The sequence below is a fragment of the Sphingobium yanoikuyae genome, assembly GCF_034424525.1.
GTDB classification, from domain to species: Bacteria; Pseudomonadota; Alphaproteobacteria; order Sphingomonadales; family Sphingomonadaceae; genus Sphingobium; species Sphingobium yanoikuyae.
Map to the genome: position 1 here is coordinate 2,814,463 of NZ_CP139979.1, position 17,005 is coordinate 2,831,467.

At 64.9% G+C, this 17,005-nt stretch carries 23 protein-coding genes; 7 read left to right on the forward strand and 16 right to left on the reverse strand.

The annotated features are described in order from the left end of the window. Window positions 1–34: 34 nt before the first annotated feature. From U0025_RS12940 to U0025_RS12960, 5 genes are all read right to left on the reverse strand, one after another. Window positions 35–1,153, reverse strand: a complete 1,119-nt coding sequence (locus U0025_RS12940; protein WP_004207810.1) for a phage major capsid protein — start codon at window positions 1,151–1,153, stop codon at window positions 35–37. A gap of 105 nt (window positions 1,154–1,258) precedes the next feature. Continuing rightward, window positions 1,259–1,804: a GNAT family N-acetyltransferase gene (locus U0025_RS12945; protein WP_037490318.1), complete on the reverse strand. Its 546-nt coding sequence runs from the start codon at window positions 1,802–1,804 to the stop codon at window positions 1,259–1,261. A gap of 19 nt (window positions 1,805–1,823) precedes the next feature. Further along, window positions 1,824–2,006, reverse strand: a complete 183-nt coding sequence (locus U0025_RS12950) for a hypothetical protein (protein WP_218916886.1) — start codon at window positions 2,004–2,006, stop codon at window positions 1,824–1,826. 315 nt (window positions 2,007–2,321) lie between these two features. After that, complete coding sequence (locus U0025_RS12955; protein ID WP_004207812.1) at window positions 2,322–2,747, reverse strand: HK97 family phage prohead protease; 426 nt, start codon at window positions 2,745–2,747, stop codon at window positions 2,322–2,324. Beyond that, window positions 2,744–3,064, reverse strand: a complete 321-nt coding sequence (locus U0025_RS12960) for a DUF6127 family protein (protein ID WP_004207813.1) — start codon at window positions 3,062–3,064, stop codon at window positions 2,744–2,746. The genes U0025_RS12955 and U0025_RS12960 overlap by 4 nt, the downstream gene beginning before the upstream one ends. Window positions 3,065–3,109: 45 nt before the next feature. Between U0025_RS12960 and U0025_RS12965 the strand changes: the two genes are divergently transcribed. After that, window positions 3,110–3,277 carry a hypothetical protein gene (locus U0025_RS12965; RefSeq protein WP_004207814.1) on the forward strand — a complete coding sequence of 56 codons (168 nt, stop codon included), beginning with the start codon at window positions 3,110–3,112 and terminating at the stop codon, window positions 3,275–3,277. Continuing rightward, window positions 3,274–3,411: a hypothetical protein gene (locus tag U0025_RS12970; RefSeq protein WP_004207815.1), complete on the forward strand. Its 138-nt coding sequence runs from the start codon at window positions 3,274–3,276 to the stop codon at window positions 3,409–3,411. The genes U0025_RS12965 and U0025_RS12970 overlap by 4 nt, the downstream gene beginning before the upstream one ends. Here the strand turns inward: U0025_RS12970 and U0025_RS12975 are convergent. Then, window positions 3,408–4,553, reverse strand: a complete 1,146-nt coding sequence (locus tag U0025_RS12975) for a phage portal protein (protein ID WP_004207816.1) — start codon at window positions 4,551–4,553, stop codon at window positions 3,408–3,410. The two genes, U0025_RS12970 and U0025_RS12975, sit on opposite strands and share 4 nt — an antisense overlap. A gap of 195 nt (window positions 4,554–4,748) precedes the next feature. Here U0025_RS12975 and U0025_RS12980 point away from each other — a divergent pair, with 195 nt between their 5' ends. Then, entirely contained in the window at window positions 4,749–5,471 is a 723-nt protein-coding gene (locus U0025_RS12980) for a tetratricopeptide repeat protein (protein WP_004207817.1), read from the forward strand. Window positions 5,472–5,531: 60 nt separating this feature from the next. On the opposite strand, the gene U0025_RS12985 is transcribed toward U0025_RS12980, so the two are convergent. Together U0025_RS12985 and U0025_RS12990 are read right to left on the reverse strand one after the other, a co-directional pair. Then, on the reverse strand, window positions 5,532–5,870 hold the full coding sequence (locus U0025_RS12985) for a hypothetical protein (protein ID WP_004207818.1): 339 nt from the start codon (window positions 5,868–5,870) through the stop codon (window positions 5,532–5,534). Between the two features lie 134 nt (window positions 5,871–6,004). After that, window positions 6,005–6,637 carry an NAD(P)H-dependent oxidoreductase gene (locus U0025_RS12990; RefSeq protein WP_004207819.1) on the reverse strand — a complete coding sequence of 211 codons (633 nt, stop codon included), beginning with the start codon at window positions 6,635–6,637 and terminating at the stop codon, window positions 6,005–6,007. 484 nt (window positions 6,638–7,121) lie between these two features. On the opposite strand from U0025_RS12990, the gene U0025_RS12995 reads away from it, so the two are divergent. Both U0025_RS12995 and U0025_RS13000 read left to right on the forward strand, forming a co-directional pair. Then, a complete protein-coding gene (locus tag U0025_RS12995) occupies window positions 7,122–7,346 on the forward strand; it encodes a DUF7660 family protein (protein WP_037490322.1) in 225 nt (74 codons plus the stop codon). 22 nt (window positions 7,347–7,368) lie between these two features. Next, the gene (locus tag U0025_RS13000) at window positions 7,369–7,683 is read left to right on the forward strand and encodes a hypothetical protein (RefSeq protein ID WP_139278727.1); all 315 of its coding nucleotides are present in this window, start codon (window positions 7,369–7,371) and stop codon (window positions 7,681–7,683) included. Between the two features lie 233 nt (window positions 7,684–7,916). On the opposite strand, the gene U0025_RS13005 is transcribed toward U0025_RS13000, so the two are convergent. The 6 genes from U0025_RS13005 to U0025_RS13030 form a co-directional block, all read right to left on the reverse strand. Further along, window positions 7,917–9,224: a DNA-packaging protein gene (locus U0025_RS13005; RefSeq protein ID WP_004207820.1), complete on the reverse strand. Its 1,308-nt coding sequence runs from the start codon at window positions 9,222–9,224 to the stop codon at window positions 7,917–7,919. Window positions 9,225–9,416: 192 nt separating this feature from the next. Next, complete coding sequence (locus U0025_RS13010) at window positions 9,417–10,733, reverse strand: M28 family peptidase (RefSeq protein WP_004207821.1); 1,317 nt, start codon at window positions 10,731–10,733, stop codon at window positions 9,417–9,419. A gap of 78 nt (window positions 10,734–10,811) precedes the next feature. Continuing rightward, window positions 10,812–11,630 carry a phosphatase PAP2 family protein gene (locus tag U0025_RS13015; protein WP_139278728.1) on the reverse strand — a complete coding sequence of 273 codons (819 nt, stop codon included), beginning with the start codon at window positions 11,628–11,630 and terminating at the stop codon, window positions 10,812–10,814. A gap of 262 nt (window positions 11,631–11,892) precedes the next feature. Next, window positions 11,893–12,102, reverse strand: coding sequence for a hypothetical protein (locus U0025_RS13020; protein ID WP_004207823.1), 210 nt, complete (start codon window positions 12,100–12,102; stop codon window positions 11,893–11,895). Next, window positions 12,099–12,668, reverse strand: a complete 570-nt coding sequence (locus tag U0025_RS13025) for a hypothetical protein (RefSeq protein ID WP_004207824.1) — start codon at window positions 12,666–12,668, stop codon at window positions 12,099–12,101. The genes U0025_RS13020 and U0025_RS13025 overlap by 4 nt, the downstream gene beginning before the upstream one ends. A 27-nt stretch (window positions 12,669–12,695) precedes the next feature. Beyond that, the gene (locus U0025_RS13030; protein WP_004207825.1) at window positions 12,696–13,034 is read right to left on the reverse strand and encodes a hypothetical protein; all 339 of its coding nucleotides are present in this window, start codon (window positions 13,032–13,034) and stop codon (window positions 12,696–12,698) included. Window positions 13,035–13,391: 357 nt separating this feature from the next. Here U0025_RS13030 and U0025_RS13035 point away from each other — a divergent pair, with 357 nt between their 5' ends. Beyond that, window positions 13,392–13,946 carry a hypothetical protein gene (locus tag U0025_RS13035; RefSeq protein WP_139278729.1) on the forward strand — a complete coding sequence of 185 codons (555 nt, stop codon included), beginning with the start codon at window positions 13,392–13,394 and terminating at the stop codon, window positions 13,944–13,946. Between the two features lie 982 nt (window positions 13,947–14,928). After that, entirely contained in the window at window positions 14,929–15,120 is a 192-nt protein-coding gene (locus U0025_RS13040) for a hypothetical protein (protein ID WP_037490329.1), read from the forward strand. A 72-nt stretch (window positions 15,121–15,192) separates the two neighbouring features. Here U0025_RS13040 and U0025_RS13045 read toward each other — a convergent pair whose 3' ends face one another. Further along, entirely contained in the window at window positions 15,193–15,738 is a 546-nt protein-coding gene (locus U0025_RS13045; protein WP_004207826.1) for a hypothetical protein, read from the reverse strand. A 552-nt stretch (window positions 15,739–16,290) separates the two neighbouring features. Beyond that, a complete protein-coding gene (locus U0025_RS13050) occupies window positions 16,291–16,932 on the reverse strand; it encodes a glutathione S-transferase family protein (protein ID WP_004207827.1) in 642 nt (213 codons plus the stop codon). Window positions 16,933–17,005: the final 73 nt, after the last annotated feature.

Here is a 17,005-nt window from a genome sequence, read left to right on the forward strand (position 1 = left end):
AGCAGCAAACTTCATCAGCTTGCCGCCGGCTCGTTTACGAGGCGGAAAACTTCATCAACTTGATCGCCTCCGAATTGGCCACCGCGCCGCCGATCCGCTTGACCGCGTAGAAATGGACGAACGGCTTGTTGCTGAACGGATCGCGCAGGATGCTGGTGTCGCTGCGTTCGGCGATGACATAGCCGGCCTGGAAATTGCCGAAGGCGATCGACAGGCTGTTCGCGGCGATATCGGGCATGTCCTCCGCCTCGACCACCGGATAGCCCAGCAGGGTCGCCGGCTGCCCCGCCGCCAGCCCCGGCTGCCAGATGAAGGCGCCGTCGCTGGTCTTCATCTTGCGGATCGCCGCCAGCGTCGCCGAGTTCATCACGAAGCTCGCCCCCTGGCGATAGGGCGCGCGCAGGCTCTGGACCAGGTCAATGAGCTTGTCCTGCGGATTGGACGCAGCAAAACCACCCGCCGCCCCCGACGCCACATATTGCAGCGATCCGAACGCCCGCACGCTGTCCGCCTCGCTGGTGGTGGTATAGGTCAGGAAACCCTTGGGCTTGTTCGTCCCGTTGCCGTTGACGAAGGCCGCGCCCTCCGCCACCGCGAACTCGCGGGCAATCTCGCCCGCCAGCCAGCCCTCGACATCGAATTGCGCGTCGTCCAGCATCGCCTGGCTCGCCGCCGGATTGGCGTAGAGTTCGCCCGATGGCGGCGCGATCTCGTTGAAGCTGGGCGTGCCGGTCTCGGCCCGCGCCCCGGTCTCGCTGGCCCAGCCCGACACGATGCCGCCCGCCGTCACCAGCTTGCGATAGCCCGCCGTCCCGGTGCGCACGACATTGGCGATGCCGCGGATCGGCGAAATGCCTTTCAGCGTCGCCCCGATCAGCTGGTCGATCTCGCGCGGCACCGCATAGCCGCCCGCCGCCCCGCTGGCGCCGGAAAAGCTCTTCAGCTCCACCCCCGCTTCCAGACCCTGCCGCAGATAGCGCTCGACAAAGGCCCCGCGCGCCGGGTCGACCTCGCCGCCCTTCACCCCATCGAGCGCCGGCCGCCCCATCTGCACCCGCATCGCCCCCAGCTGCGCCTCCAGCGCCGCAATCCGCTCGCCCTGCGCCACCGCCTCGAAAGCGCCCTCCAGCCCGTCCGTCACCACTTCCGTCATAACCATCTCCCGCTTGCCAAAACGAAAAAGGGCGGCCCCAATGGGACCGCCCTGATAAATTTTATGCCTCTTCAACGAAGGACACGAATTTTCGAAATTCGCCGCTTAAGCCGCGTTTGCGTCAATTAGATCACGCAAATCCATGAACATAAGTGGCGTTTGTTTATCCAAGTTCGCTTGGGTATCGAGCAGTCTGAAACCGAGTGATTTATAGAAATCGATCGACTTCCTCTTGGCATCTAAAATGATGAACCGGCATCCCGCATGCGGTACAATGGAAATGAGCACTATCCCAATTGCCGTCTCAACGAGTTGGCGCCCAATTTCCTCACCTCTACAAGAAGCCATGCGCGCCAATCTAGAAATTCGGACCGCCGGCTGATATTCGTAACGATCAGCTCCGATTTTATCGTCAATCTGATAGGCCTTTTCCAACGCGACTTCGGCGCACATGATGCTCACATAACCGATAACTTTTTTGTCACCTTCACGCTTAGCAACGTAGGTTTGAGTAAGGTTGGCTTTTGCAGAGTTAAAGGCATTAGAACGTATGAAAATTTCCAGAGGCTTATCATCCTCATGATCCATACGAAAACGGCTAACCTGATCTTGGCTAGCCGCTTCTAATTTTTTAATGATGATCCCAGCCATTTAGGCTGCGTAACAAAAATTAGGCCTTCTTTACAACCTTCACATGCCCGTTAGCGATGATAGCCTTCGCATTTGCGATACCACTGACTGCTGTAGCTTTCACAGCATCTGACCGATATGCTGATCGGACTTGGTTACGAAATTTCTTGGCATCCTCGCCGGAAAGCTGGAGGCCGCCAAATGTGTTCGAATGAACTGCCATGTGACCCTCCTCTTACGATGCGCGAAATTACGCGAGTCAACCATTGGTTGAATAGCACGTAGGAGATTAACATGGCGTGGACAACGAATCCGGCAATCGATCTATCAAATTACGATGCCAAAGGCTCGTAATTAAAATCGACCAAAATGTCAACATTTTCGCGCTCTTAAAAAAGACAAAAAATACAAAAATCCACAAAATAGGAAATTTCCTATCACATCCTAAACTTTCTTGCATGCCCTCTATTTCTTAAGCCATTTCCTATTTCATGAAGGGTTGAGTCAGCCCACAAGTCACGACATTCAAGTCTAAATTTCAGCTGCTGCCCCCCTCCACCCCGATCACCCGCGCCAGCGGCTGCATCGGGTGCGTGACCAGACTCACCTCCACCAGCTCCAGCGCCAGCAATTCGCGCGGCCCCCTGCCCCGCGCCGCCTTCACGCGGTAGCCGAAGCTCAGCCCATCGACCGCGCCGGCCGCCAGCATCGCCGCCGCCTCGCGCCCCGCTGCGCTTGCCCGCGACACGCGGCCGATCACCCGCAGGCCGCGCCGGTCCTCGCGCGCCATCTCGATCCGGCCGATCGGCGCGCCGGGCCGATGCTGCCACAGCAAGGGCACATGCGCCGCCGTCACCGCGCCGAATGCGCCCGGCCGCACCACATCGCCGCCCCGGTCCACCCGGTCGAAGATCGCGGCATATCCGGCAAAGCGCAGCGCGCCCGCTTCTCCCCGCCCGCTCATCCCTTCACCAGCCCGATGAGGCCCATCTTCACCGCCATCCCCAGCAGCACCAGCGCCATCACGATCCGCACTGCCCAACCGATCGCCGCCCCGCGCGCCGCCTTCTTCGCGTCGCGCCAGGCGCGCAGCAGTTCGCGCAATTCCCGCATGTCGGCCTCAGCCCGCCGGTCCTCCAGCCCCAGCCGCGCCAGCGCCCGCCCGGCGCCCAGTTCGCTCGCCTCCTCGATCAGCGCCCGGATCATGACGATATCCCCCCGCCCCGGCAGCCCTGCGCCCTCGGCCTGCGCCACCAGCCGCGCCAGCATCTCCTCTTTCATGGCCCCACCTTCCCTTGGGCGCCGCGCGCCCCTATCTGGGCCCGCATGAAGCGCACCCCTCGCAAATTGCTGATCGCCCTCGTCATCCTCGCGCTCGGCCTCATCGCCTGGCATTTCGGCCTGTTCCGCGCCGGCGACTGCCTGTTGCAGGGCGGCAGCTGGAACATGGACAACGGCTTCTGCCGTCTCGACAGCCTCGCCCAGCCCCTGTGAAGCGGGCGCTGCTTGGCGCGCTGCTGGTCCTGATCGCCGCCGCCCTCTGCCTCTGGCAAAGCGACTGGCTCGCCCAGGATCGCTGCCTCGACAGCGGCGGCCGCTGGACCGCGCAGGGCCATTGTCAGCGCTAGCCGATCCCCAGCAAGCCCTTCTTCTCCTCGGCGGTCAGGAAATCCGCCCCCGCCACCCGCTCCCACAGCGCCGCGCGCTCGTCCGACAGCGCCGGCACCGCGTCCAGATCCGGCACCAGGCTCAGCCCCGGCCACCAGCCCTGCAATCCCTGCGCCAGTCCCGCGCCGATCTTCCCCACCAGCGGCAATATCGTCTGCCGCCACAGCGCCTTGTTCGCCTCGCGATAATTGGCGTAGCTATTGTCGCCCGGCAGCCCCATCAGCATCGGCGGCACGCCAAAGGCCAGCGATATCTCGCGCGCCGCCGCGGCCTTCAATCCCACAAAGTCCATCTCGGCCGGCGACAGGCTCATCGCCCGCCAGTCGAGCCCGCCCTCCAGCAGCATCGGCCGCCCGGCATTGGCCGCGCCGCTGAACGCCGCCTCCATCTCGCGCCGCACCCGCTCAAACTGTTCCGGGCTCAGCACCGATCCGTCGCCCGGCGCATAGACCATCGCGCCCGAAGGCCGCGCCGCATTGTCGAGCAGCGCCTTGTTCCACACCGTGGCGGCATTGTGGATCGCCACCGCCCCCGCCGCCGCGCCGACACAGCCCAGGCCATAATGATCGTCGAGCGGATGGAGCGCGCGGATATGGAGCAGGCTGGTCCGCCCGGCGCCATCCTCGGGCGACAGCCGGGTCACGCTCTCCCCCACCCGATAGAGATAGGCCGCCGGCCAGCCGCGCGCATCCGCCTCCACGCTGACCCGCTCGGGCCGCAGCGCGAACAGCTCGGCCGGCATCCCGTCCGCGCCCGCAATCACCTGGACATAGCCATTGCCGTGCAGCAGCACATGGCTCGCCAGCGTCTCGATGAGGCCCTGCCCCGCAGACGCCCGCGCCACCAGCGCGCCGACCCGCGCCGCCGCGCCAGCATCCATGCCGGCATCCACCCCGCCAACCTTCAGCACGCACGCCCCCGCCCCCTCGGACACCAGCCGCATCGCCCGCTGTGCCACCGGATTGCCGATCACCCCGGCGCGCAACTGCGCCTCATAGCTGGCCGGCCATTCGCCCAGCGCCACCGCGCCCGATCCCCAGGCCCGCGCCAGCACCGGCCGCCCGGCCTCTCCCGCCGCCGCCTTCATCCCGAACCATTTCATCGGATCGTCCCCATATGCAAAAATCCTCGCCCCTTCGGGGAGAGGATAGTGGAGGTTGGCGGCGCCCAGCCGCCTACCGAGACTTGGAGAGGGGCACGCCCTTCGGACTCGCCCGCCCAAAATATTGCCACCCTGTTTCCAGCGCCGCCCCACCCTGCTAATCAGTCGCAATATCCAATCCAGAGATCTGCCCTGATGACCGCGCCCTCGCCCCTCCTCACCCAGACCGCCGACCAGATGCGCGAACAACTCGCTACCTCGCCGCAGGTCGCCGCCGCGCTGATCCGCGCCGGTGCCGATGCCGGCCTGCCCGACGCCCAGGCCTATTATGGCCAGTTGCTGCTCGACGGTCAGGGCGTCGTCGCCGACCCGGCCGAAGCCTTCCGCCAGTTCGGCCTCGCCGCCGCCTCGGGCCATGTGATGGCGATCAACATGGTCGGCCGCTGCCATGAAAAGGGCTGGGGCACGCCGGTCGATCCGGTCGCGGCCGCCGCCTGCTATCGCCGCGCAGCCGAAGCCGGCCTCGACTGGGGCATGTATAACTGGGGCAGCGCGCTCGGCCTCGGCGCAGGCGTGGTCCAGGATGAACAGGCCGCGCTCGACTGGTTCCAGAAGGCCGCCGCCCTCGGCCATGCCAAGTCGATCAATTTCCTCGGCGCCTTTCATGAGGAAGGCCGCCTCCTCCCCCGCGACCTGCCCCGCGCCGGCGAATGCTATCGCATCGCGGCGGAGGGCGGCGATTTTCGCGGCCAGTTCAACCACGCCCGGCTGCTGGCCGACGCCGGCGACATCGCCGCCGCCACCCACTGGATGCAGACCGCCGCGACCAGCGCCACCCCCGCCTTCCGCGCCATGATGCGCGACCAACTCGCCGCCTCGCCCCACGCCGCCCTGCGCGCACTGGCCGCCAGCCTCTGACGTCGCCCACGAAAAAGGGCGCGGAAATCCGCGCCCCTTTCGTCCGGCCTCAGGCCCGGATCATCTGTTCCGCCGCAGCACCTCGTCGCAGCGGGAATTGGTGCCCGATCCCTTGCCGATGATCCGGCCCGCCGCTGCGCCGCCGGCGCCGGCCAGCACCGTCTCGCCCACGCCGCCGCCGGCGATGATGCTCGCGCCCGCGCCCACGCCCGCGCCGATCGCGGTGCCCTTGTCGCGGCCCTTCTTGCCCTGGAGCAGGCAATAGCGCACATCGTCGCGGTCGCGCGGATCGGCCCGCGCCACCCGCGCCCGGTCCTTGCTGTTCAGGCTCGCCGCCAGCACCGGGGTTGCGACCATCGTAACAGCGGCCACCGCCGCGATCATCCTGACCATCTTCATGTCCGTCACTCCTGATCGGTGCGAAACGAAGCAGGAGAGCGCCTTGTTCCGGCGCCCATCCTCCTTGTTCACAGCCCCATATAGGGGCCGTCACGGATCGCCGCCTATTGCGGTTAATCCCTATCCCGGCGCCATCAATCGATGCGCGAGATGAAGTCGGCGGCCGGGCGGCGCACCTTCTTCAGATTGACCAGCCAGTCGCCCTCGTCCGCGCGATAGCCCAGCGGCATCATCACCACCGATCGCAGCCCGCGCGCCCGCAGGTCCAGTATCTCGTCCAGCGCCGCCGGGTCGAAGCCCTCCATCGGCGTCGCGTCCACCTCTTCAAAGGCGGCGGCGGTCAGCGCGATGCCAAGGCCGACATAGGCCTGGCGCGCGGCATGTTCGAAATTGGTCTGGGCGTCGCGCTGCGGATAGGTGTTGAGCAACATCTGGCGATAGGCTTCCCAGCCCTCGTTGCGGAAACCGCGCTCGTCATTGACCAGGTCGAACATGCCGTTGATCCGGTCGGCGGTATAATTGTCCCAGGCGGCAAAGACCACCAGATGCGACGCGTCGGTCACCTGCGCCTGGTCCCAGGCGATCGCCCGGATCTTGGCGCGGATATCCTTGTTGGTGACGACGATCACCTCGAACTGCTGCAACCCGCTCGACGTCGGCGCCAGCCGCACCGCCTCCAGGATGCGCTCCACCTTGTCCTCGGCCACCACCTTGTCCGGGTTCATCTTCTTGGTGGCATAACGCCAGTTCAGACGGTCGATCAGCATGAGAAATCCTTATATTGCAACGGCGCCAGCCTAAGCCCGGCCCATGACGCTTCGATGTAGCGCCCGCGCGCACAGGAATAAAGGTCTCACATTGAAACCAAATATTGTGCCACGCATCCATGGCCTATTCCGCCCCGGCATGGAGAAGATGGCCTGAAAGCCACCATCGCCCGTCATTGCGAGCGCAGCGAAGCAATCCATCTCGCGCCGGCGGATTGCTTCGCTACGCTCGCAATGACGATGGCGGGCTTTGACGGCTAACGACCATTTTCGGCGGTAAAATCCTCCCCTGCAAGGGGAGGGGGACCACGCAGTGGTGGAGGGTTGTCGCCCTATCGAGAGGGGGACACCCCTCCGTCTTGCCTTCGGCCATCCACCTCCCCTTGCAGGGGAGGATGGTCTTGAAGCGACCATTTCTTGCCTTATACGTCGGCAACTGAGCCTCCCGATTGCAGACATAGCGCTATTGAGGCATCGTGCTTCGATGGAACAAGATGACGTTCACGATAGGGCATCTTTTGCCCTGTTCGCGACCCAGCTACGGGCGGAAATTGAAAACCCGTCTTTGCAGGTGAACTGGGAGAACATTGATCTAGCCAGCTTTCTGGAGGCCATGGCCGCTTGGGCAAGAGACGCGCAGGAGCCAGAGGATTCAAATCCTTGGCGGCATGCTGCTGGCATTTTAGCAGCGGCAGCAGTTTATGAATGACCCAGCGCAGTCGGAAACGTTCATGAGCGAGCGCTGTTATCGAATTGTCATTAGGGAAGTCGGTCAACGGCCTCCCTTTGGCGAGGTGGTTAATCACCTTTATGGGGTCGGGTCCAACATCGACACCGATGGAGATAGCCACACATCCAACGCAACAGATTGGACGTGGCTATATATGTGCGACCGGGCAACGGTAAATGCGCCTGTTGTAGAGGCAATGTTGTCGGAAGATCGTGACGGCGAGATGATCGTGACATCGGCCGATATGCGGTTAGCTCGATTGGCAGCAGATTTTTTGGCAACGCGCTCGGGCGGCAAGATCGAAACTGTTTTATAGGAAAGGCCGCTTTCGGCTGCGGCTCGCCCCAAACACGACAGTCCGTTTCCCACCCACTTCGTCATCCCAGCGAAGGCTGGGATCTCACTTCCTTCTGGGTTCTGAGAAGAACAGAGAGATGCCAGCCTTCGCTGGCATGACGGGATAAGGACCTGTCCGCAACCCACCCTTTCCTTCTCCGCGTCTCCGCGTCTCCGCGCGAAAATCAATCACGCAGCACCCACCGCTCCCCCTCAAAGCCCCCTGACCCGCGCCTCGCCCTTCGGCCCCAGCATCAGTTCGCTCAGCCCCCAGACCAGCGCATCCGCCCGATCGGGCGAGCGCCCCGGCCCGACATAACCGCCCCCCGCCAGCAGCCCGCACATCTGGTCCTCCAGCTCGGGGAAAGCCCCGCGATGCGCCACCCGCCCGGCCTCATAGAGCGCCGCCACCGGCTCAGCCCGCGCCGCCTTGCCCCGGCTGGCATGGACCAGCCGCAGCGGCAGCGCCTCCTGCGCCGCGCGCAGCACGCTCGCCACCATGTCGCCGCCATTATTGGCCTCGGCCACCACCCGGTCGGCGCCATGGCCCTGCGCCGCCTGCGCCACCGCCCGCGCCCAGCCTTCGGGCGAGCAGCCCGCCACGCTCGCGTCCGCGATCACATAGCCGCGCCCGTCCCCGCCCAGGGCGACCACGACGATGCCGCACGCATCGCCGCCCGCCGTCGCCGGCGGATCGACCGCCACCACCACCCGCGCCAGCGCGCCCGGCACATGCCGCACCCGGCACGCCTCCAGCGCCGCGCGGGTCCACAGCGCCCCTTCCGCCTCCTCGATCAGTTCGCCGTCCAGTTCCTGCCGCCCCAGCCGCGTGCCGCCATAAAGCCGCGTCACATCCGCGACGAAGCCGGCCGCCAGATGCGCTGCATTGTCCGCCGTCCGCCCCCGCGTCAGCACCACATCGGCGCCCTCTCTTGCCACCAGCGCCCGCACCAGCGGCACCGGGCGCGGCGTCGTCGTCGCCACCACGCGCGGAACACGCCCCAGCCGCATCGCCATCATCATATTGTCCCAGGCCGCCTGCCCACCCGGCCATTTGCCGATCTCGTCGGCCCAGCCATGGCTGAACTGCGGCCCGCGCAGGCTTTCGGGCTCGGCCGCGCCGAACAGGCGCGCCTGCGCGCCATTGGGCCAGGTCAGCGTGCGCAACGCCGGGGCATAGGCCGGCCTCGCCCACCAGGGCGCCACCGCCAGCACCCCGCTCGCCCCCTCCACCATCACGCTGCGCGCCTCGCCCAGGGTCGCGCCGACCAGCGCGATCCGCGCCTCGGGATCACCCTCGGCAATGGCGCGCACCCATTCCGCCCCGGCCCGCGTCTTGCCGAAACCGCGCCCCGCCATCATCAGCCAGATGCGCCAGTCGCCCGCCGGCGCCAGTTGCGCCGGCCGCGCCAGGAAATCCCAGTCCTGCCCCAGCCGCTCGGCGGCATCGTCGCTCAGCCAGCGCGCCAGTTCGGGCCAGGCCGCCGCCTGCTCGACCCAGTCACAATCGGCCATCTGCATCCCCGCCCCCTCCGCTTCTTCGTCATTCCCGGGAAGGCGGGAATCCATCTCCCGACCCTGCCTCCCGCAGGAGCCGGCACCATGAAGCCGCCGCCCACCCCAAACCACGCGCAACAAAAAAGGCCGCCCGCAGGCGGCCCTCCCAGAAATCTCCGCGTCTCCGCGTCTCCGCGTCTCCGCGCGAACCAAATCCTATTTACGCGGCGCCATCCCGCCGAACGTCACCAGGCTCTCCGCCCCGTCCTTGGCCACCGCCGCGACGCCGATGAAATGATCGTCGACCACGATATCCTTCAGCACCGTCTGCGTCGCGCCAGTCACGACCCGGCTGTCGCTCCAGTCCTGCTTGTCCGCGCGCCGCCAATAGACCTTGTAAGCCGTCGCCCCCGGCACCGCGTCCCAGAAGACCCGCGTGTCCATCGACAGCGCGCCATCGAGCGACACCGTCGCCGGCGCCGCGGGCGCATCGGCCAGTCGCCGCAAGGTCGCGACATTGAGCGCCGTCACCTTCGCCAGATAGGGAAAGTCCATGCCGTCGACCGTGTCGCCATAGACCCGGCCATTTTCGGTGCGCAGGTCCTGATGCTGCCGGTCATAATTCTCGATCCCGACGGAAAAGCGCACCGCCGGAAAGCCCAGGTCCAGGAAGGGCGAATGGTCGCCGCCGCGCCCGAACCGGTCGAACCGCCGCACCGCCAGCACCTCCAGCCCGATCTTCGGGTCCGCCTGCGCAATGCCGTCGATCGCCTTGGCCAGCGCCCGCGACGGGCCGTCATCCTCGCCGCCGATCGCCCGGCGCGTCAGGTTCGCCTTGGCGTCGTCGCCCGCGCGAATCCCCTCGGAAAACACCCGCACGCGATCCGCCACCACCTGGCCATTCTGCCCCACGGTGTTGCCGACAATATCATTGTTCAGCATCGCCCGCACATGCCAGCCGCGCGCCTTGGCCGTGCTGGCAAGCAGCTTGCCACCCCACAGCCCCTGCTCCTCGCCCGACAGCAGCGCATAGACGATCGTGCCGTTGAATTTCTGCCCGGCCAGCACCCGCGCCGCCTCGATCACCAGCGCCGTGCCCGACGCATTGTCATTGGCGCCCGGCGCATCGCTGCTGATGTTCATGACATCGGTCACGCGGCTGTCGATATGCCCCGCGACGATCACCACCTCGTTGGGATCACCCGTGCCCTTCTGGATCGCCAGCACATCGACCACCTCGACGCCATCGGGCGCGCGCGGCCCGGTGAAGCGATCCGCCACCGTCTCGACGCTCAGGCACCCGCCACAGCCCTTGCCAATCTTCTCGAACTCGGCCTTGCCCCAGGCCCGCGCCGCACCGATCCCGCGCCTGGGGTCGGTCGCGCTCGACAGCGTATGCCGCGTGCCGAAGCTCACCAGCCTCTCCACGCTCGCCTTCAACCGCGCCGCATCGGGCGCAGCCGGCGCGGTGGGGGCCGCCAGCACTGGGGTTGCAAGGGCCGAAGCGGCGGCGAGCAGGATCAGTTTCTTCATCTGACCAGTCTCTTAGAGGCTTTTCCCATCAGGTAAAATCATCTGATCGTTCATCCTCGACAGGCCGGCCCGCCATCGTCAGGCAGATGCCAGCCCCGCTTCCCGTCGCCGGACCTGATGCCCGATCGTTTTCCAGTCCAGACGGATATCCTCGCCTCTTCCATGCACGGCAATCGCCGTCCCAATGGCGATGAGGGCCAGCATCAGACCGCCCAACGTATCCACCAGATAATGGCCGCCGACCGGCACGGCCGATGCGAACATCACCATGTTCAGCAGCAGAAACGGCCAGCGCAGCCAGGGGAAGGGCCAGAAGGCAAATATCAGAAGGATCGCCGATGCCGCATGAAAACTCGGCATGGTGATGATCCCCGTCAGCGCATCGCTATCCAGCGTGGCCTTGGCCCCGGACCGCAGTTCCTCCATCAACGCCTCCAAATGCCAGGAAGCCCAGGCGGTCGCACCCGGCATCTGCGCCGGATCGACATTATAATGATGGAATGCAGCCACCGCCGGAAAGAAGGGGAACATCACTATCGTCAGCAACAAACACATGCCCCAGGCGGTCATGAACCGATAGGCCAGCGCTGGATGCCCCAGCCCGCAAAGCAGCAATATATGGCCCAGCCGCTGACCGCTCCCTTCCCGCGCTGCCATGGCAGCATTCCCGGATGGCGTGCGGCGAAGAATATAAAGTCCGCTGGCCAAGAATATGATGATTGCAACATAGAGCGGCGCCAGATCCACGATGTCGACGTGGAAGGACTGCACCGTCGCGGCAGCCGCCAGCAGGATCGTCATCAGCATCGCAAGCAGAATTACCGGCCATGAATGCCGAAAATCGTGGAGACATCCCGCACACACGCTGCGCACGCGAACGACAATATTGCCGATCACCAAAACCCCCACAGATCTTTACCCCGCAGAGGCGGCTATAGCCAATCCATGTATGAAACATTAAGAAACAAATATTGTCATCATTGAAAACTGCACGTTCTATATTGTCCACCGCATAATATAGTGAGCGGCACACCGCGCGCCTTCATTCCTCCATCATCCGATGCGCCGACATCACCGCCGGATCGTTGTTGATCACATGCAGATAGGCGGTGCGTTCCGCCGTCCCACATTGGCGCTTTACCAGCCCGCCGCCTTCCGTTCAGCCGGCGTCCGCCGCATCGCGGCGCCAATGCACGATCGTCACCGCCATCAGCGACAGCACCAGCATCGGCAGCGCCGCCATCGCCTTCGCCACCCACGGATGCGCGACCAGCCATCCCATCATCAGCGCGACCAGCGCCGTCCCGCTCCAGAACAAGGCCCCGCACAAGGCCAGGCTGGCCAGGACGATCCCGATCCGCACCGTCATTCCTCCACCACCCGCTGCGCCGCGATCACCGCCGGATCGCTGTCGATCGCATGCAGATAGGCGGTGCGCTCCGCACTCCCGCGCTTCAGCTTCGCCAGCCCGCGCGCCTGGTCCTGCGTCAGCATGATCCGCACATAGCCGCGATCGACCAGGCACTGGTCCAGCGCCGCCTGCAATTGCGCGCGCACGTCGCTGCGCGTCATCGCTTCATATTTCGCGCCGAAATTCGCCGTCCGCCGCGCCACATTGGCGTCGTCATGATGCATGCCGATATTCGCCGCCGCCATCAGCGGGCTGGCATCGCTATCGCCGCCATAGGTTCGCAGGATCATCGCCAGGTCGACCATGCTCAGCGCATCCAGCGCCTGCGCCGTCTCCGGCCGCACCGTCACCGCCCTGTCCCGCGTCGCCTCCGCGCAGGCCCCCGCATCGCCGGCATAGTCGGCCAGCGACACGCCCGCCTTGGCCCAACTGGTCGGCGGCGCAGCGATCGCGCCAGCGGGCAGCATCATCACCATCGGCGCCAGCAGCATCAGCGCCATCCTGCTCCGGGTCACACGCCGCATCCTCGCCTCCTCAGCCCCAATGCCGGTTCAGTGCCGCGCCTTCGCCCAGCGCCCGATCATCCAGATATGCAGCGCATGGATCGCCACCATGCCCGCCGCGATCGCCAGCAATACCGGGATCACCAGCCCCTCCTGCCCGGCGCGCGGCGGCACCCACAAAGCCATCGCGCCCACGGCCAGGATCAGCATCGTCCCCAGCACCGGCATGAAGGCCAGCGCCACGGCCCGCGGCGCATGCCAGCTCACCGCCCCGGTCAGCGTCCATTGCATCGGCAGCCGGTCGATCGCCCGGAACCGCCGATCGGCGCGCACCGACAGCGCGATCATCGCCCCCACCGCCGCCAACAGGATCAGCCCAACCAGCATCGCCCGATCTCCAAAGCCCGATCTCCAAAACCGCGTTCCGATCCTACCAGAAGAACCGCGCACCAGCAAAAGCCCGCCGCACAAAGGGCGGGCCTCGACGATCTCCCGCCCTTGCTTCGCTACGCTGGCAATGACGATGCCGGACTTTGACGGCTCACGGCCAAGATGCGGCCATCGTCACCCCGGCCCCTTCGACAGGCTCAGGACAGGCTTGCGCCGGGGTCCCGCTTCTTTATCCGTTGCATCGAAAAGCGGGATGCCGGGTCAAGCCCGGCATGACGGATGTCCGTAGGGTGGCTAACGACCAATTGCAGACCTTTGCACTCTGCGGCATCTTGCCCGTAAGGAGCCGCTGAATTGAAAGAAGATCGGGGATACCGCTACGGCATGGCATTATTTTGCCTCATGCTGGCCATCAGCGGGGTTACTGTGATTTATGGCTCACATTGTTGCGCGGCCTTCCCGCCAGAAGATCAGGCTATACGAGAACATTTCGGCGCTCCTGAATGGCGAGGGATAAAGTGGCTGACTGCCGCGCTCATGGACTGGCCTATGGGCTTCCGTCTATGCCTGATGACATTGACGGCTTCGCTCATCGGTCTCGCAGTAGCCTTCTCCGGATTTCTGCTGGTTCGCCATGAGGGCATTGTTCATGTTCGTTTTTCTGCCGCTGTCCGCGCATTTTTGGCCGCCATATTAGTGGGCGTGATCTACATTCTGACGATCTATGCCGCAGGTTTCTACGGCTACCAAGGGTCGCTGATACTGGTGTCTTGGCTGGTAATTTCTCTTCTCGTCAGCTTGATGAATGTCCCAAATCGTTCGGGCGTTATTCTTGCGGTTCCCCTTACGGTGGCAGGATTTGGCTCTGCTGCGATTATTTCCATGCTGATGGACATTCCGTGGGATTAGCTCACGTCTGCTCATCGCAAATGACAGGCAAAACCCGACAGTCTGAAACCCACCCCTTATAGACGCTCATCGCACCGATCCGCGCCAGGCACACCCGATAGCAGTCGGTCCGTTCGTGGGCGGAAAAGCTGCCCGGCAGGAAGCGACCATTTTTTGCCATCCCGTTGATCGTCGGCGGCACTAAAACCGGCCGTCCATCCATATGGCAAGTCGAAGGCTTAGGGATCAAATCGTTCGGGAAGCAGTCATTCGCGGCGATAGCTTGTCGCAGGTTTGTCTATCCCCTGCTCAAAAATAAGAATCCGATCGCATTGAGGGCAGCGGTATGTGGCATGCCCTCGACTATGTAAGGCCCAATCCGCTTTATCTCCGGCAAACTCTGATGTCCAATCAAGCGCCTCCACTTCGTCGAGGGCCTCCTCGAAACCAGCTTCCGATATAAGCAGCCACTGGTAAGGACTCGGTATTTCACCATCGGAGAAGGTATGGCCGCCGGGGCAATGTATGGTTCCCATTCGGCCATCGTAGCTGATCGTTAGATGTCCGCAAACCGGCAAGTGTTGCCAAGCGTCCTTCTCCGCCAGCGTCAGATGTTCCCACTCACCTTACTGAAAGCAGACAGTCTCCAATCCACCCACTTCGTCATCCCAGCGAAGGCTGGGATCTCACTTCCTTCTGGATTCTGAGAAGAACAGAGAGATGCCAGCCTCCGCTGGCATGACCGGATAAGGACCAGTCCGCTACCCACCCATGACCGTCGCTCGCGGGATCAAATGGCGCCAGGCTTCCCGATAGCTGCCCGGCGCGAAGCGACCGGAAACAGGCCTCCCCTTCCAGGAAGAAACTATTCCTTGCCGCCATGCACCCGGCACGATTGTCGCCCGGCAATCCACCATCGCTCAACCACTCGCTTCATCGCCAAAAACGCTCCGCTCACCTTAATGTCATCGACCTGCCGCATCGATGACCTAAGCGCCTTGATATGAAGTATCGTCTTGATTTGCCACGCAATCGCGCGGTTGCCGACACCGATCAACGGTCGCTCTATGACGTCTGGGACACGGTCGAGCGCTACGGCCGCCGCGCACCGGCGCCCACGCCCGACCATCTGCTCATGGATCAACCGGCCGCGCCGACGACACCCGCCATGCCAGCGGACGAGCCGGCCAGCTGACCGCGGCCGCCCGATCCGCGGGCGATCGGCGCCCCCGTTCGCGCATTGTCGCGCGACCTTCTCGCCTTCCCCTCACGTCCCCGCCGCCGCGCGGCGCCGGCGTATCTCTGCCAGCACCCGCTCGACGCTGGCGATCGCTGCGGGACTGCCCGGTCCGGTCGCATCGCCCCGCGCCGCCCGGCGCGCGGCGACCTGGGCGGCATGCAGCTTCAGCAATTGCAGCCCGAGCGACGGATTGGGCGCGCGCTTGACCTTGCGCGTCTTCACCGCGCCCTCGCCATCCTCGATGATCTCCTCGCTCTCGCAGCCATGCAGCGCCAGCCGGATCAGCATCGCCTCGATCTCGCCATAGCCCTGCTCGATCGCCGCATCCCAGTCGCGCGCGAACTCCGCGTCGCGCTGCTTCAGGCCATAGGCCGCCTGCCGGCTCTTCCCCACGGTCCGCGCCGCCTCGCTGACATTGCAGGTCTCGGCCAGCTCCGCCAGGAAGCGCGCGCGGTCCTTCTGCGCCCAGCCATCCCTGCGCAACTGTCGCAATTGCGTCCGCACCCCCTCGCCCGCCGCCTGCCGCTGCGCCACGCGCTCCGGCCGCCCGGCCGCTCCCTTTCGCGCCGCCATCGCCCCCTCCCCAGATTGTCCCGAACCATCGCGCCGCCGCGCGACCACGCGCCGCACGCCGCCATCAGCAACAGCCCCGCGCCGCGCCATCGCTCGACGGCTCCCCGCACACCGCCCCGACAGCGCCAGCTTCAGCCTCAGCCTCAGCCTCAGCCTCAGCCTCAGCCTCAGCCTCAGCCCCGCGCGCTCGCCCAATGCAAAAGGGGCCGGCCCAACCGGACCAGCCCCTTTCGCCTCACCTGAAGGCAATATCCGTCAGCATCGCGGCGCGGCGCCGGCTTTCCAAAAGCTTCGCACCTTCAAGCACCAGCCCGCAAAACCGGACTGCAAATCCCGACTGCAAATCCCGACTGCAAATCCCGACTGCAAATCCCGACCTGGAAGACCCAGCCCCAAGGCACAGCCCCGAAAGCCGCCCTCGAAAACCCCGCCTTCCACAGCCCAGTCGCCCCATAGCGCCACCACCGACCGACGCCAGCGAGTCGCAATTACCGACTTTCCTCTTCTCTGCCCGATCAGCGTGACGATGTCAAGCAGAATGTTCCATATGGGTTATGCCGCCTTGCCCAGCATCCGCGCCTCCAGCGCCATCGCCCCGGCAAAGCTCGGCCGCGCCCGCAGCCCGTCGAGCCAGGCCTTCACTTTGGGCCAGCGGCCATCCTTCAACCCGCTGCTGCAATAGCAGACATTGATCAGCGGACAGGCCACGGCAATGTCGGCCAGGGTGAAGCGATCCTCCACCAGCCAGCCGCTGTCGGGCAGGACCGCCTCCAGATAGTCATAGATGCCCGGCATCTTCTCCGCCTCCGCCCGGTCGGCACGGGCCGGGTCATGCGGCATGTCGAGCAGCTTGCCGACTACCCGGTTGAAAAAGATGTCGACGCCCACCGGCTGGGCGATGGTGTCGGCAAATTCCTCATACCATATCGTCCGCGCCCGCGCCTTGGGTTCGGTCGGGATCAGGTTCGGCTCGGGATGCAGCGCATCCATATAGGTTATGATCGCGGTCGAATCGCTGATCGCGAAATCGCCATCGACCAGGGCCGGGATCTTGCCAAAGGGGGACGCCCGCTCGAACGCCTCGCCGCCCTTGCCGAACCCGGCCGGCCGCACCTCGACCGCGATCCCCTTTTCCGCTGCAAAGACAATGACCTTGCGCACAAAGGGCGACGGCCGCGCGCCATAGATGATCATGCACCCACTCCTGCTTTTCTGGTGGTGGAGCGCCGATCCTGCCAGACCAGTCGCATATTGCAACTGTCCACTC

Coding starts and splice junctions, on each gene's coding strand:
- U0025_RS13040 (WP_037490329.1), top strand. CDS start 14,929: ATGAAGTATCGTCTTGATTTGCCACGCAATCGCGCGGTTGCCGACACC.
- U0025_RS12965 (WP_004207814.1), top strand. CDS start 3,110: ATGAAGCGCACCCCTCGCAAATTGCTGATCGCCCTCGTCATCCTCGCG.
- U0025_RS13020 (WP_004207823.1), bottom strand. CDS start 12,102: ATGACGGTGCGGATCGGGATCGTCCTGGCCAGCCTGGCCTTGTGCGGG.
- U0025_RS12960 (WP_004207813.1), bottom strand. CDS start 3,064: ATGAAAGAGGAGATGCTGGCGCGGCTGGTGGCGCAGGCCGAGGGCGCA.
- U0025_RS13045 (WP_004207826.1), bottom strand. CDS start 15,738: ATGGCGGCGCGAAAGGGAGCGGCCGGGCGGCCGGAGCGCGTGGCGCAG.
- U0025_RS12945 (WP_037490318.1), bottom strand. CDS start 1,804: ATGGCTGGGATCATCATTAAAAAATTAGAAGCGGCTAGCCAAGATCAG.
- U0025_RS12990 (WP_004207819.1), bottom strand. CDS start 6,637: ATGCTGATCGACCGTCTGAACTGGCGTTATGCCACCAAGAAGATGAAC.
- U0025_RS13010 (WP_004207821.1), bottom strand. CDS start 10,733: ATGAAGAAACTGATCCTGCTCGCCGCCGCTTCGGCCCTTGCAACCCCA.
- U0025_RS13000 (WP_139278727.1), top strand. CDS start 7,369: ATGAGCGAGCGCTGTTATCGAATTGTCATTAGGGAAGTCGGTCAACGG.
- U0025_RS12995 (WP_037490322.1), top strand. CDS start 7,122: ATGGAACAAGATGACGTTCACGATAGGGCATCTTTTGCCCTGTTCGCG.
- U0025_RS12975 (WP_004207816.1), bottom strand. CDS start 4,553: ATGAAATGGTTCGGGATGAAGGCGGCGGCGGGAGAGGCCGGGCGGCCG.
- U0025_RS13030 (WP_004207825.1), bottom strand. CDS start 13,034: ATGCTGGTTGGGCTGATCCTGTTGGCGGCGGTGGGGGCGATGATCGCG.
- U0025_RS12950 (WP_218916886.1), bottom strand. CDS start 2,006: ATGGCAGTTCATTCGAACACATTTGGCGGCCTCCAGCTTTCCGGCGAG.
- U0025_RS13025 (WP_004207824.1), bottom strand. CDS start 12,668: ATGCGGCGTGTGACCCGGAGCAGGATGGCGCTGATGCTGCTGGCGCCG.
- U0025_RS12955 (WP_004207812.1), bottom strand. CDS start 2,747: ATGAGCGGGCGGGGAGAAGCGGGCGCGCTGCGCTTTGCCGGATATGCC.
- U0025_RS12985 (WP_004207818.1), bottom strand. CDS start 5,870: ATGAAGATGGTCAGGATGATCGCGGCGGTGGCCGCTGTTACGATGGTC.
- U0025_RS13005 (WP_004207820.1), bottom strand. CDS start 9,224: ATGCAGATGGCCGATTGTGACTGGGTCGAGCAGGCGGCGGCCTGGCCC.
- U0025_RS13050 (WP_004207827.1), bottom strand. CDS start 16,932: ATGATCATCTATGGCGCGCGGCCGTCGCCCTTTGTGCGCAAGGTCATT.
- U0025_RS12940 (WP_004207810.1), bottom strand. CDS start 1,153: ATGACGGAAGTGGTGACGGACGGGCTGGAGGGCGCTTTCGAGGCGGTG.
- U0025_RS12980 (WP_004207817.1), top strand. CDS start 4,749: ATGACCGCGCCCTCGCCCCTCCTCACCCAGACCGCCGACCAGATGCGC.